Source organism: Paraburkholderia graminis C4D1M, assembly GCF_000172415.1.
In the GTDB taxonomy this organism is placed as follows: domain Bacteria; phylum Pseudomonadota; class Gammaproteobacteria; order Burkholderiales; family Burkholderiaceae; genus Paraburkholderia; species Paraburkholderia graminis.
On record NZ_ABLD01000018.1, the window covers coordinates 130830 to 144242 of the forward strand.

10 protein-coding genes and 1 pseudogene are annotated in these 13413 nt (G+C 63.0%); 9 read left to right on the plus strand and 2 right to left on the minus strand.

From position 1 onward, the window contains the following. Positions 1 to 31 precede the first annotated feature (31 nt). Genes BGRAMDRAFT_RS23990 through BGRAMDRAFT_RS24010 form a run of 5 tightly spaced genes read left to right on the plus strand, consistent with a single transcriptional unit; the run spans position 32 to position 6712 of the window. The gene (locus BGRAMDRAFT_RS23990; RefSeq protein WP_006051454.1) at positions 32 to 1171 is read left to right on the plus strand and encodes a sugar ABC transporter substrate-binding protein; all 1140 of its coding nucleotides are present in this window, start codon (positions 32 to 34) and stop codon (positions 1169 to 1171) included. A gap of 10 nt (positions 1172 to 1181) precedes the next feature. Beyond that, a complete protein-coding gene (locus BGRAMDRAFT_RS23995) occupies positions 1182 to 2705 on the plus strand; it encodes a sugar ABC transporter ATP-binding protein (protein ID WP_006051455.1) in 1524 nt (507 codons plus the stop codon). 10 nt (positions 2706 to 2715) lie between these two features. Beyond that, complete coding sequence (locus BGRAMDRAFT_RS24000) at positions 2716 to 4815, plus strand: ABC transporter permease (RefSeq protein WP_006051456.1); 2100 nt, start codon at positions 2716 to 2718, stop codon at positions 4813 to 4815. A 15-nt stretch (positions 4816 to 4830) separates the two neighbouring features. Further along, on the plus strand, positions 4831 to 5772 hold the full coding sequence (locus BGRAMDRAFT_RS24005) for a 3-hydroxyacyl-CoA dehydrogenase (RefSeq protein WP_006051457.1): 942 nt from the start codon (positions 4831 to 4833) through the stop codon (positions 5770 to 5772). A gap of 37 nt (positions 5773 to 5809) precedes the next feature. Then, the gene (locus BGRAMDRAFT_RS24010) at positions 5810 to 6712 is read left to right on the plus strand and encodes an SMP-30/gluconolactonase/LRE family protein (RefSeq protein WP_006051458.1); all 903 of its coding nucleotides are present in this window, start codon (positions 5810 to 5812) and stop codon (positions 6710 to 6712) included. Positions 6713 to 6884: 172 nt separating this feature from the next. On the opposite strand, the gene BGRAMDRAFT_RS24015 is transcribed toward BGRAMDRAFT_RS24010, so the two are convergent. Beyond that, positions 6885 to 8258 (minus strand): FAD-dependent oxidoreductase, encoded by a 1374-nt coding sequence (locus BGRAMDRAFT_RS24015; protein ID WP_006051459.1) that lies wholly within the window; start codon positions 8256 to 8258, stop codon positions 6885 to 6887. 110 nt (positions 8259 to 8368) lie between these two features. Beyond that, positions 8369 to 10018, minus strand: a complete 1650-nt coding sequence (locus BGRAMDRAFT_RS24020) for an FAD-dependent oxidoreductase (protein ID WP_006051460.1) — start codon at positions 10016 to 10018, stop codon at positions 8369 to 8371. 208 nt (positions 10019 to 10226) lie between these two features. On the opposite strand from BGRAMDRAFT_RS24020, the gene BGRAMDRAFT_RS24025 reads away from it, so the two are divergent. From BGRAMDRAFT_RS24025 to BGRAMDRAFT_RS24040, 4 genes and pseudogenes are all read left to right on the plus strand, one after another. Beyond that, on the plus strand, positions 10227 to 11198 hold the full coding sequence (locus BGRAMDRAFT_RS24025; protein ID WP_006051461.1) for a GlxA family transcriptional regulator: 972 nt from the start codon (positions 10227 to 10229) through the stop codon (positions 11196 to 11198). Positions 11199 to 11359: 161 nt separating this feature from the next. After that, positions 11360 to 12160, plus strand: a complete 801-nt coding sequence (locus tag BGRAMDRAFT_RS24030; RefSeq protein ID WP_006051462.1) for an SDR family NAD(P)-dependent oxidoreductase — start codon at positions 11360 to 11362, stop codon at positions 12158 to 12160. Between the two features lie 42 nt (positions 12161 to 12202). Next, entirely contained in the window at positions 12203 to 12964 is a 762-nt protein-coding gene (locus tag BGRAMDRAFT_RS24035) for an SDR family oxidoreductase (protein WP_006051463.1), read from the plus strand. A gap of 113 nt (positions 12965 to 13077) precedes the next feature. Next, positions 13078 to 13413, plus strand: a pseudogene (locus BGRAMDRAFT_RS24040) (MFS transporter); the annotation flags it as partial.

The window sequence follows — 13413 nt, forward strand, 5'->3', positions numbered from 1 at the left end:
TTCGACACAAAAACGAACATTGGAGGATGACATGAAAGCATGGACGCAATCTATTCGTCGTGCGGGACTGACGGCGCTCGGTATCGGTATGGGTATCGGCTTCGCTGCGGCGCTCGCTGTCTCCGGCGAGGCGCATGCGGCGGGCAAGTACAAGGTGTTCCTGTCGATGAGCTATGTCGGCAACGACTGGCAGACCGAGGCCGCGAACATGGTCAAGGCGATGGCGAACACGCCCGCGCTGAAGGACAAGGTCGATCTCGAGGTGCAGGTCGCGGGCACCGACGCGCAGAAGCAGATCCAGCAGATCAACTCGATGGTGCAGGCGGGCGCGAAGGCGATCATCATCTATCCGATTTCGCCCACGGCGCTGAACCGCGCAATCAAGAACGCCTGCTCGAAGGGCGTGGTCGTCGCGGCCTACGACGGCGAAGTGACCGAACCGTGCGCCCACAACGTGACGATCGACCAGCACCAGGCCGGCACCGTCACGGCGGAATGGCTTGCGAAGACGCTGAACGGCAAGGGCAACATCGTGCTGATCAACGGCGTTCCGGGCACGTCGGTGGATCGCGCCCGCACCGAAGCCGCCAAGGCCGTGTTCGCGAAGTACCCCGGCATCAAGGTCGTGGCGGAAGGCACGGGCATGTGGAGTCAGGCCACGGCCAAGACCGAGCTGTCGAAGATTCTCGCGACCAATAGCTGGGACAAGATCGACGGGCTGTGGATGCAGGTCGGCTGTTTCACCGCCGCGTCGATGCAGCTCGATGCCGGCATCGCCGACGACAAGATCAAGCCCTGCGCGGGTGAGTCGTCGAACGGTCATCGCGTGCAGATGCTGCCGCCTGGCGAGGTGAAAGGGCAGGGCGCCTATCGCTCGATCGGCTACCGTTCGATTTCGTATGGCGCGCCGCCGTATTCGGGTGCAATGGCGCTCAAGATGGCCGTGCAGAAGCTGGACGGCAAGGACTTCCCGCAGCGCATCACGCTCAAGCTGCCGCTCGTCGAAACGCCGCAGTCCAGGCTGTGCAAGACCGGCAGCATCGACGAACTGAAGGCGGGGTGCACGGCCTTCATGCGGGACAAGGTGCCGCCGGGCTGGTTCGCGGACATCTATTCCGAGGAAACCAGAGAGGTCGGCTTCAACGCGGCGCTCACGGGCAACCAGGACTGAGGACCTTGTCATGAGCGACGCATCTCTCGCCATCGACCTGTCGAACGTGACCAAGCGCTTCGGCGCGACGGTCGCGCTCGACGGCGCGTCGTTTCGCGTCAAGCGCGGTGCCGTGCACGCGTTGCTCGGCGAGAACGGCGCAGGCAAGTCCACCACCGTCAAGCTGCTGTCCGGGTTGATGCAGCCCGACGCGGGCACCATCCGCGTGATGGGCCGCGACCTGACGATGCGCGGCCCGCAGGACGCGCATCGCGCCGGCGTGCAGACGGCGTTTCAGGAGATGACGCTGGTGCGCGATCTCACGGTCGCGCAGAACCTGCTTCTGTCGTACGAGCCGACCGGGCTCTTCGGCCGCATCAGAATGCGCGAGGCGCAGCGCATGGCGGCGCAGTGGCTCGAAGATCTCGATCTCCCGGACGTGCGCCCCGGTGCGTATGTTCGCGATCTGTCCTTGCCGGTGCGGCAAAAGATCGAGATTGCGAAGGCGATCCTGCGCGGCCCGCAAGTACTGCTGCTCGACGAGCCGACTTCGTCGCTGTCGGGCGCGGACGTGGCGTGGCTTTCGCGCCGGATCGACGCGTTAAAGGCAAAGGGCGTCACGTTCGTGTTCATCTCGCACCGCATGCAGGAAGTGCGCGAGTTCTGCGACAGCCTCACCGTGTATCGCAATGGCCGCGATGTCGGCTCATTCGACACGCCCGACATTTCGGACGACGAGGTAATCCGCCTCGTCATCGGCCGCTCCATGGAAGCGAAATATCCGCCGAAGGTCGCGCCGCCCGCGCTGGCGCAGGGCCAAACCCGGCCGCCCGCCATGCAGGCGCGCCGCATCCGCGTGGACGGCGTGGTGAGCGACTTCGACCTGACGCTTGTCGCCGGCGAAGTGCACGGCATCGCGGCGTTGCAGGGTATGGGCCAGCGCGAACTGTTCGAGGCGCTGTTCGGCGCGACGTATATCGACGACGGCGAAATCCGTATCGACGGCAAGCCGGTCACGCTGACCTCGACCGCCGATTCGCTGAAGGCCGGTGTGTCGACCAGTTTTCTGCCTGAAGACCGCAAGACCGAAGGTCTGTTTCTGCGTCTGCCCGGCGGAGAGAACGTGTCGCTGCCGGTGATCGGACGTTATGCGCGCTTTGGACTGATCGACCGCAAGCGCGAGCAGGCCGCGATCGCCAGGTCGCTTGCGCAGATGGAAGTGAATCCGCGCGCGCTCTACAAGCCGTGCCTGTCGTTCTCGGGCGGCAACCAGCAAAAGATCGCAATGGCCAAGTGGATGCTCACGCAAAGCCGCGTCTGGCTCATGTTCGATCCGACGCGCGGCATCGACGTGGGCACCAAGCATCAGATTTTCGTGCTGATGCGCGCGTTCGCCGCGGCAGGCGGCGCCGTGCTGTTCTATTCGACCGATGTTCCCGAACTCGTCAATGTGTGCGACCGCGTATCGGTGATGTATCGCGGCCGCAACGTCGGAGAATTGTCCGGCGATGCGCTCACGGAAGAAGCCGTGATGCGCAACATGCTTTCCAGCTGAGAGGTTGGCCATGAAAATTGCTATTGCGTCGCCCGACAGCGGGATCGTGCGTCGAGGCGCGGGCGCTGCCTGGGCCGCGCGAGTCGATCATCATCGCGGACTGATCATCGCGATCGGCGCGCTTGTCGCGATGCTCGTTGCGTGGGGCGCGCTGTCGGCCACGCCGGTGGGCGCGTACGACATCGGCTCCGTCATTTCGAGCGCGACGACGCTCGCGCTCGCCGCGCTCGGACAGACCATCGTCGTGCTGTCGGGCGGCTTCGATCTGTCCGCGTCGGCAGTCGTGTCGCTCGCCAACGTGCTCGCGGTGCGCTTCGTGCATGGCACGCCGCTTCAACAATGGGCGGGCGCGGCGCTGATTCTCGCGACAGGCGGCGGCATCGGGTTGATCAATGGCGCGCTGATCGCGTGGTTCCGCCTGCAATCCATCGTGGTCACGCTCGCGACCATGTTCATGGTTCAGGGCGTGACGCTGCTGATCCAGAACAAGCCTGGCGGCAGCGTCGGCGACGAGTTCGGCGCGTTCATCACATCCGATCTGATTGACGGGAAACTGCCGATGTCGGCCGGCGTGCTGATCGCCGCGCTGCTGATCTGGGCGTTTATCCGGCGCACGCGCTTCGGCGTCGGTCTGTACGCGCTCGGCAGCGACGCGGACAGCGCGTACGCCAACGGCATGCCCGTCACGCGCTATCGCATCATGACCTACGCGCTCGCAGGCATGTTCTACGCGGCGGCGGGCCTGTACGTGTCGGCGCAGACGGGCTCTGCCGATCCCCTCGTCGGCCGTCCGCTGCTGCTGTCGATGTTCACCGCCGTCGTGCTCGGCGGAACGCTGCTCGGCGGCGGGCGGGGCGGCTGCGTCGGCACGGTGTTCGCCGCCATGACGCTGATGGTCACCGTGAATATCCTGCTGGTGCTGAACGTGTCGGCGTTCTTCACGACGATCGCGGAAGCGGTGATCCTGATTCTCGCGGTACTCGGTTCGTCGATCGGCAAACAGTCGGCCGCGCATGAATGCGCGCGTCACGCGGCACAATGGCTGAGGGCGATGCGCACCGGCACGCGAGTGAAGAACGACGCTCATGCGCGGCGCGTGTCCTTCGAAGTGAGCGGTTTTCAGCCGATCGCCAACACGGAGCTGAAGGGCCGCGCGATGGCGGACTGGATCGAGCGCAACCGCGAGTGGGTGAAGTATGTCGTGCCGGCGTACCTGCTATTTTTCGCGGTAGTGGCGATCACCGGCTTCGTGTATGGCCCAGCGGTGCTGACCAGCGCGAACTTCTACAGCAGCCTGCTGACGCTGACATTGTTCCTCGCGATTCTCGGCCTCGGACAGGGCGCCGTGATCCTGACCGGCGGACTTGATCTCTCGATGCCCTGGCTCATCACGCTGGCCGGCGTTCTTCTCACGGGCCTCACGCACGGCGCGAACGCCGCGGCGGCGTGGGCGGTCCCGGCCGTGCTCGGCGTCGGCCTGCTCGTCGGCGCATTCAACGGCGTGGGCGTCGTGATGCTGGGCCTTCCGCCAATCGTCGTGACGCTTGCCGCCAACGGCCTGCTGCAAGGTCTCACGCTGATCTACTGCAATGGCTCGCCGCAAGGCTGGTCGCCGTCCGCGATCAGCGAATTCACCAACGGCAAACTCGGGCCCTTGTCGTTCGCCGCATGGAGCGTGCCGGTGTTTCTCGCGCTTGCGCTGTTGCTGCTGCATCGCACGCCGTTCGGGCGGCGCGTGTACGCGGTCGGCAATTCGCAGATCGCGGCGAAGCTCTCCGGTGTGCGTGTCGGCACCACGCTGATCGCCGTGTACTGCCTCTCGGGATTGTGCTCGGCGCTCGTCGGTTTGCTGCTCGCGGGCTTCAGCTCGCAGGCGTTCCTCGGTATGGGCGATCCGTATCTGCTGCCGTCCATCGCGGTGGTCGTCGTGGGCGGCGCTCTGATCACCGGCGGGCGCGGGCATTATCTCGGCGTGTTCGGCGGCGCGCTGCTGCTGACCGCTCTCGGCACGCTGCTCGCGGGCACGACCGTGCCGCCCGCCGTGCGCGACATCATCAATGGGCTCGTCGTGCTGGCGGCCGTCATCACGCTGCGCGACCGGCGCGCATAACATCGGGACACATTCATGCAGACGAAGACGACAGCGGTAATCGGTTCGGGGCGCATCGGGCGCGCGTGGGCGATTGTGTTCGCGCGCAGCGGCTTCGACGTGAAGTTGCACGACGCCTCGCAAGACATGCTGAGGGACGCTGTCCCGGCCATTCGCGAAAGCGTGCAGGACCTCGCGTCGTTCGATCTGATCGACGAGCCGGTGGATGCGCTCGTCGCGCGCATCACAACATGCGAGACCCTTGCCGAAGCGGTCGCAGAGGCGGATCTCGTGCAGGAGAACATTGCCGAAATCGTCGACGTGAAGCGCACGCTCTTTGCGCAGCTAGACCGTCTGACGAAGCCCGACGCGCTGCTTGCCAGTTCGACCTCGGGTCTGCCGGCATCCACGTTCACCGAAGCGTTGGAAGGCCGCGCGCGCTGTCTCGTCGCGCATCCGGTGAACCCGCCGTCGCTCGTGCCGCTCGTCGAGTTGTGCGGGGCGCCCTGGACATCGCAGGACACGCTCGAACGTGCTCGCGTTTTCTATGAGCAAGCTGGACAGAAGCCGGTCACCGTGAATCGCGAAATCTCGGGTTTTCTGCTTAACCGCCTGCAAGGCGCGGTGCTCGATGAGGCGTTGAGCCTCTACGAGCAGGGCTATGCGAGCGCCGCCGATCTGGACACCGTGATGCGTGACGGTCTCGCGATGCGCTGGTCCTTCATGGGCCCGTTCGAGACGATCGATCTGAACGCACCGGGCGGCGTGGCCGACTATGCACAGCGCTACGGCGGCACATACCGCAGCATCGCCGAAACTCGCGTGCCTTTTGACTGGGCCGCCGCCACGTTGGACCGCCTCGATGCCGAGCGGCGTGCCGCGCTGCCGCGCGGGCGTATCGAGGAGCGCAGCCGCTGGCGGGATCGGCGTCTGATGGCGCTGCTCGCTCATCGGCGCGCGCTCAAGGACAACGAGTGAACCGAAGCGCCAACATCGTGCCAACAAGGAGACGACGATGCCTGAAGTACGCTTGCTCGTGGATGCGAACAATCATCTTGGTGAAGGCCCGCTATGGGATGTCAAGGAGGAACGGCTGTACTGGATCGACAGTACCGCCGCGGAAATCTATAGCTGCCGCGCGGACGGCAGCGAGGTGAAGCGCTTTTTCGTGCCGCGTCATATCGGTTCGATGGCGCTGCGCGAGCAGGGCGGCGCGGTCGTGGCGCTTGCCAACGGCCTGCATTTTTACGACTTCGATGCGCAGACGGTGCAGTTCATCGCCGATCCGGAAAGCGACGATCCCGAGACCCGCTTCAACGACGGCAAGGTGGACCGGCGCGGCCGCTTCATCGCGGGCACGATGTCCTACGATTTCGACCGCTACGACGCGGATCGCGGCCAGCGCTCAACGCGCAGCGGCGGTCTGTACCGCCTGGATATCGACGGCACGCTGGCGCGGCTGGACTCTGGCATCAGCTGTTCGAACGGACCCTGCTGGAGCCCCGACAATCGCACGCTGTACTTCACGGACACGTATAGCCGGGAGATGTACGCGTACGACTACGACATCGAAACCGGCGCCGCCGGCAACCGCCGTCTGTTCGCATCGGCGCGCGACATGGCTGGCACTTTCGACGGCGCAACCGTCGATGAGGAAGGCTACGTCTGGTCCGCGCTGGTGTTCGGCGGGCGCATCCTGCGCTTCGCGCCGGACGGCAAGCTCGACCGCGTCGTCGAATTCCCCGTGCGCAATCTGACGAGCGTGATGTTCGGCGGCCCGAATCTCGACACGCTCTACGTGACGACGATGGGCCGCCCGATGTGGGGCATTCCGCAGAAAGAACGCGAGAAGGGCGGGTTGTTCGCGGTGACGGGGCTGGGAGTGCGCGGTTTGCCGGAGCCGCGTTTCGCTGGGTGAGTGAGTGGGCCGCCAACGTCACGCGATTCTTGCAAACTCCCCGGACAAAAGCAGTGTCGTTCGACATGGTTTCGCGCACGCCGTGCGCGGGCTGCATGCCGCCGGTTGGACCGGCCTGGGTAATCGCAGACAAGCAAGGAGGTTCATCGCTGCAAGTCTCTATCGCGGCTCCTCATTGGGGCGCACGCTGCGGCACCTTCGCAAGCAGGATATTGAGGCCCTCGGAGATCAGCGGATGCGCAATGATTGCATCGCGCACGGCCGTATAAGGTAATCCGCCGAGCATCGCCATCTGCACCGCGGTCACTACCTCGCCGGCATTGGTGCCCAGCATCGCAAAGCCAAGGATGGCGTCTGAGTCCGCGTCGATCAGCATCTTCATGAAGCCCTTCGTCGCGCCGTTCGTCCGCGCCCGCGGCACCGCCGCCATCGGCAGCTTTGCAACACGTACCGCGATGCCGCGCGCCTTCGCGTCGGCTTCGCTGAGACCGATACGACCGAGTTCCGGCTCGATAAAGAGCGCATACGGAATGATTCTGTCGCGCGTGGTTTTCGCATTTTCCCCAGCGAGTTGCGAGCGCAACACGCGGTAATCGTCGAACGATGCGTGCGTGAACATCGGTGTGCCTGCGACCTCGCCGATGGCCCATGTGCGCTCTGCTGTCGTCGCGAGACGTTCGTCCGTTTTGATGAAGCCGCGCGCGTCGACTTCGACCCCGGCGGCGTCGAGGCCGATACCGGACGTGCCAGGGGTGCGGCCTGCCGCGACCAGAAGATGACTGCCGCTCACCGTGCTGCCATTCTGCAGTACCACTGTCACCGACTCTCCCGACTTGCCCGTCACGCTGGCGGGTCTCGCGCCGGTTCTGATATCGATGCCTTCCTCTTTCAGCGCCGCCTCGATCGCCTCGGTGACGTCCTCGTCTTCACGCATCGCCACGCGCGGCGCGTCCTGTATCAGCGTGACCTTGCTGCCCAGTCTACGGAATGCCTGCGCCATTTCGAGCCCGATATATCCACCGCCGAGAACGATCAGGCTTTCGGGTAACGTCGTCAGCACCAGCGCTTCGACGTGCGTCAGCGGCTCGGCGGCCTTCAATCCTGGCACGTCGGGAATCGCCGCCGTCGTGCCCGTGTTGATGAAAGCATGTTCGCCTTCGATCATTCGCAGACCGCCGTCATTGGTTTTCACTTCGAGCCGGCGCGGTCCGACAAAGCGGCCCGTGCCCAGCACGAGTTCGAGGCCGGAGTCACGCAACGCGTTGCGATTGATTTCCACCATACCGTCGACCACGGCTTTCACGCGCTGCGACACTTTGGCCATGTCTGCGGCCTTGCCATCCTGTCGATGCAGTATGTATTCGGTGCGCGCGGTCTGGATCAGCGTCTTGGTCGGTATGCACGCCACGTTGATGCACGATCCGCCGATCATGCCTCGTTCGATCACGGCAACCTTGCGGCCCGCCTGCGCGAGTTCCATCGCCAGTGTCTTGCCACCCTTGCCGCCGCCAAGAAATACATATTCGAAGTGCTCGATCGTTGTCATCGCGGAGTTCCTTTTTGCCCGTCAACTATCATCGCCCGACATCGGCGGTACCTTGAAAATCAGCACTAGCATCGTGCTGTGTGCTGCGCGCCAATCCATCACGACGGCGCTTATGCCTGAGCGACCGTCCGCTCCAGTTGACGATGAATCTGCGCGACGACGGCAGCACCGTCTCCCACCGCCGCGGCAACACGTTTGGTCGAAGTCGAGCGGACGTCCCCCGCACAGAACACGCCGCGCACGCTTGTTTCATGCTCTTGCGACCCAGGTCCGGCGCCTTCGCCCGTAAGCACGAAGCCGTTTTTGTCGACGGCGACGCCGCATCCGTCAAGCCACGACGTGTTGGGAGATGCACCGGTAAACAGGAACACGTGTTCCGCGGATACAACCGACCGTTGCGTCCCGCTCAAAAGCTCTACTTCCTCGAGCGTCCTGGTGCCTCTCAGCGCGGTGATTTGAGTGCCGTACGTCACATCGACATTGTCCAGAGCAGCGATACGGTCGATGAGATATTGCGACATACTGGCCTTCAGGCTTTGTCCACGTACCAGCATGCGAACTCGCCGCGCGCGCGACGCGAGGTACACGGCGGCCTGTCCCGCGGAGTTTCCGCCGCCGACCAGCAATACGTCTTGTCCCGCGCAAAGCTTCGCCTCGACGGGCGAAGCCCAATAGTATGTTCCTCGTCCCTCGAAGCGTTCCAGGCCCTGAATGTCGGGTCTGCGATAAGCCGCGCCCGAAGCGATAACGATCGTTCGGGACCGGATGGTCACGGCGGAGGACAAGCGCAGCGCGAACGGCGTTATGCCGCAATCGAGGCTTTCCGCCTGAGCGGGAATGGCTACGTCGGCTCCGAATTTCTGTGCCTGTACGTACGCGCGGGCGGTGAGCGCATGGCCGGAGATGCCTGTTGGGAATCCGAAGAAGTTTTCAATGCGGGCGCTGGCACCGGCCTGTCCGCCTGGCGCACTATGATCGAGTACGATGACTCTCAGCCCCTCGGACGCGGCATAGACGGCTGTCGCCAAACCCGCCGGACCCGCTCCGACGATTGCGACGTCGTAGACATGCTCCGGATCGAAATCAGGGAGCCAGCCCAGCGCGTTGGCAAGCTCCGCTTCATCGGGTGCTCGCAAGATGGTCCCGTCTGGATGCAGCACGAGCGGGTAGTCGGCGTCATCGCGTACCCACTTCGCTACGTAACGGGCTGTGTCGTCGTCTTCTGACGACGCGCCGATGACCGCATGAGGAACATTGTTACGTCGCAGGAAACTTTGCAATGCGTGGAGGCGGGCGTTATGCGGTTGGCTGACTATAACGATCCCATTGCCTCGCTCAATAAGCGCAACCCGCCTGAGAATAAGCGCCCGCATAATGCGCTCACCCAGCTCCGCTTCGGCGATCAGGAGCGCCCGCAGTCTGTCGGGGAGGATGTGAATGGCCGATACATCGCCGACCGCATCGCCGTCCACTATGCATCGACCGCCGGATAGCTGTCCGACTTCCGCAACGAAGTGTCCCGGACCGTTTTCGCTAACGACGGCATGACGCCCGAACGCGTCGCGGCTAGTCACGCGAATCATCCCGTGCAATACCACGCACATCCCGAATCCTGGCGCGCCGACTTCGAAAATCCGTTCCGATGTCCACGAACGAACAACGCCGTATTGACGCACTCGTGCTAATTCGGCCTCGGTCAGTTGCGGATACTTCTGTTCATGACGGTCGGTAGCTGGCGCTAACCATGTGGAGCTGCTCATTTGCGTTCCTGCGGTTGCGTGCGCGATGGGAAGTTCCACGCGCCTGATTGAGCCGGCTATTACATCGACACAGACATCGACACAGCGCGCTGTTATGCCGGACGAGCGGCACGGTATTGGCGGATAGGATGCTTATCATCCATGCCGCAGGCAGGCTTTTACAACGACATTTATACTCACGTTTTCGGACACCACGGCTGGCGTATTAATGCATCGGATTGGCTACTTCTTGACGGACGACTTCCAGGTCATGGCCATTGGGACCCAGACCGTATTTGAAATCGCCAACGTCGTTGCGCGCGAGCCTATTTATCATGTGACGAATTACTCGCTGCAGGGCGGAGAAATCCGCTCGTCGCTCGGCGTCTCCGTCATGACCAGGCCGGCCGATTCGAATGCGACGGCAGACACCTGGATGATCAGCGGCGTCGCCAATCCAACCGGCCGCACCACAACCGCCGAAGAACTCAGATTCATCAGCGAGGCGGCTGCGCGCTCACGGCGCACCGCGGGCCTCTGTACGGGGGCGTTCGTTCTCGCTGAAGCCGGGCTTCTAAACGGTAAACGCGCGACCACGCATTGGGCGTTCGCAGACGCTTTGCAGGCGCGCTGGCCGCTCGTTCAGGTCGAAGCCGACCGCATCTTTATCGTCGATGGCCCGATATGGACGTCAGCGGGTTTGACGGCGGCGATGGACCTGGCGCTTGGCCTGGTGGAAAAGGACATGGGTGCGGACTTCGCGACCAGGGTGGCGCGTGCGATGGTCATGACGCATCGGCGCTCGGGCGGGCAGTCGCAGCACTCTGAAATGCTGGCGCTCGCGCCAAAGTCGGACCGGGTCCAGAAGGCGCTCGAACATGCACGCCTCAATTTGTCCAAACCCTTGCGCGTGGACGATCTAGCGAAGGCGGCGCATCTGAGCAGCCGGCAATTTACGCGCATTTTTCTTTCCGAGACCGGCATATCTCCCGCGAAGGCAATCGAACGTCTGCGTCTGGAAGAGGCGAGAAACCTGATTGAACGTGGCCGTCATTCACTTGAAACAATTGCGCGCGAAACAGGATTTCGTGACAGGCGTCATCTCCGGGAAGTGTTCACGCGAGCCTATCAAATGACTCCGCAGTCGTTGAGAAGAGAGTCGCGGAATGTGACCGGCGACGATCACCCGATCGACGAATAGAAAGAGACGGCTTTAGTGCCGCTAGAAATTCGACGGGCTGCCAGTCGGTCATCCCTTCTATCTGGAATGTCCTAAAACATGACCTTTAACGTCATTTGAGTTGGTGGCCTTCGGCACCACAATTCACTCCGGCACAACTGTCTTCAACACGGAGTGACATGATGACGCAAGCACATTTGGGCACAGCACTGATTACGGGCGCATCGTCCGGTATGGGTGCGGTGTATGCGGAGCGCCTCGCGCGACGCGGTTACGAACTCATACTCGTTGCCCGCAACCGTGAGCGCCTCGCCGCGCTAGCCAGCCGTATCACGACGCAAACTCAACGCAGTGTCGAGATTCTCGACGCCGACCTCGGGACTCGGGCTGGCCTTTCGACCGTCGAAACAAAGCTGAAACAGGATGCGACGATCACCCTGCTGGTCAATAACGCGGGCGTCGGTACGCACACGCCTCTCGAGGACAGTGACGTCGATGCGATGTCGCGCATGATCGATCTCAACGTGACGAGCGTGATGCGTCTTACCTACGCCGCCGTGCCCGGCTTTGTGTCGCGCGGCAAAGGCGCTGTCATCAATATTTCGTCGATCGTCGCGATTGCGCCGGAAGCGCTCAATGGTGTCTACGGTGGAAGCAAGGCCTTCGTGCTCGCATTCAGCCAGTCCCTGCACCACGAGCTTGCCGGCAAGGGAATTCGGATCCAGGCCGTCTTGCCGGGCGCAACGGCTACCGATTTCTGGCAAACGGGAGGGCTACCCCTCGAAAACCTGGACAAGTCGATCGTGATGTCCGCGGAAAACATGGTCGATGCGGCGCTGGTCGGGTTCGAGCGGGGCGAACTCGTGACGATTCCTTCGCTGCACGACGTCGCCAAATGGGAAGAATACGAAAGCGCGAGGCGTGCAATGTCGCCGCTATTGTCGACCAACGTTCCGGCACCGCGCTACACGACCACTCACTGACATTGGTTGCCGATACACATCTACATTAAGGAAGCGGTGATCATGAAACTTTCAGGCAACACGATATTCATTACGGGCGGCACGTCGGGTATTGGACGCGCGCTCGCCGAAGCGTTCCATCAACGCGGCAACAAGGTGATCATCGCCGGGCGGCGCAAAGCGTTACTCGACGAGGTCGCAAAGGCGAACCCGGGCATCGATGTCATCGAACTCGACATTGCAGACGGCGCGCAGATTCAACAGGTGGCAAGGCAATTGATCGGGCGCTATCCCACGCTGAACGTCTTGATCAACAACGCGGGCATCATGCCGTTCGACAACGCGGGCAGTGCGCTCGACGATGCGCAGGCGGTGCATCTGATCAATACAAACCTGCTCGGTCCAGTGCGGATGAGTGCGGCGCTTGTCGAACATCTCAAGCAGCAGCCGGAGTCGACGATCATCAACAACAGTTCCGTGCTCGCCTATGTACCGCTGGCTGCTACTGCGCTGTATTCCGCAACCAAGGCAGCAGTCCACTCATACACCATGTCGCAGCGATTCATGCTGCGCGACACCAGCGTGCGCGTGCTCGAAATCGCGCCGCCGTGGGTCGACACGGATCTCGTCCACAGGAGCGGCGATCCGCGTGCAATGCCGCTCGATGCGTTCATCGCCGAGACCTTGGAGAAGCTCGCTACCGCGACGCAGGAAGTGGTGGTCAGCGCTGCCCAGCCGCTGCGCGACAACGTCGGACCTAACGAGTATGCGTTCGTCGACCAGTTCAACCTCTCGTTGAAAGATAACCCCATTCCAGTAGCCTGACGGACCCCAACGGCGATCGCGGCAAAGCGGCGCTCGGCGCCGCTTGCGCGGTCCGGCCGCTTGTCCGCCGTCCGCCGTCCGGCGCCGGAATCGCTCAACTCCAGTACTCGCTCATGACCCCAGCTATCCCTGCGAAAACCACGCGTGCGCTTCGCGCGCTCAGTTTTGCGTACTTCGTGCAAGCGACAGGCGCGTTATCGGTCGTCGGCAGTCTCAATGCGATTTCGCGTGAATGGGGTCTTGCCGACGCGCAGAGCGTCTACCTGATATCTTTTTTTGGCGTGACCTTCGCGTTTGCCGCGCCTTTTCTGCAAGTCGGCTTCGGACATTTGCGACGGCGTCGCCAGGTGCTCATCGGGCTCTCGCTCTTCAGCGCCGCCGCATTGCTGTTCGCGGCCGCACCAAACTACTCCGTCCTCGTTCTGTCGCGCGTGCTGATGGGATTGGGC

What these genes read in the sequence shown, in the direction of transcription:
- BGRAMDRAFT_RS24025 (WP_006051461.1), top strand. Translation starts at nt 10,227, where the DNA reads ATGCATCGGATTGGCTACTTCTTGACGGACGACTTCCAGGTCATGGCC.
- BGRAMDRAFT_RS24020 (WP_006051460.1), bottom strand. Translation starts at nt 10,018, where the DNA reads ATGAGCAGCTCCACATGGTTAGCGCCAGCTACCGACCGTCATGAACAG.
- BGRAMDRAFT_RS24035 (WP_006051463.1), top strand. Translation starts at nt 12,203, where the DNA reads ATGAAACTTTCAGGCAACACGATATTCATTACGGGCGGCACGTCGGGT.
- BGRAMDRAFT_RS23995 (WP_006051455.1), top strand. Translation starts at nt 1,182, where the DNA reads ATGAGCGACGCATCTCTCGCCATCGACCTGTCGAACGTGACCAAGCGC.
- BGRAMDRAFT_RS23990 (WP_006051454.1), top strand. Translation starts at nt 32, where the DNA reads ATGAAAGCATGGACGCAATCTATTCGTCGTGCGGGACTGACGGCGCTC.
- BGRAMDRAFT_RS24000 (WP_006051456.1), top strand. Translation starts at nt 2,716, where the DNA reads ATGAAAATTGCTATTGCGTCGCCCGACAGCGGGATCGTGCGTCGAGGC.
- BGRAMDRAFT_RS24030 (WP_006051462.1), top strand. Translation starts at nt 11,360, where the DNA reads ATGACGCAAGCACATTTGGGCACAGCACTGATTACGGGCGCATCGTCC.
- BGRAMDRAFT_RS24005 (WP_006051457.1), top strand. Translation starts at nt 4,831, where the DNA reads ATGCAGACGAAGACGACAGCGGTAATCGGTTCGGGGCGCATCGGGCGC.
- BGRAMDRAFT_RS24010 (WP_006051458.1), top strand. Translation starts at nt 5,810, where the DNA reads ATGCCTGAAGTACGCTTGCTCGTGGATGCGAACAATCATCTTGGTGAA.
- BGRAMDRAFT_RS24015 (WP_006051459.1), bottom strand. Translation starts at nt 8,258, where the DNA reads ATGACAACGATCGAGCACTTCGAATATGTATTTCTTGGCGGCGGCAAG.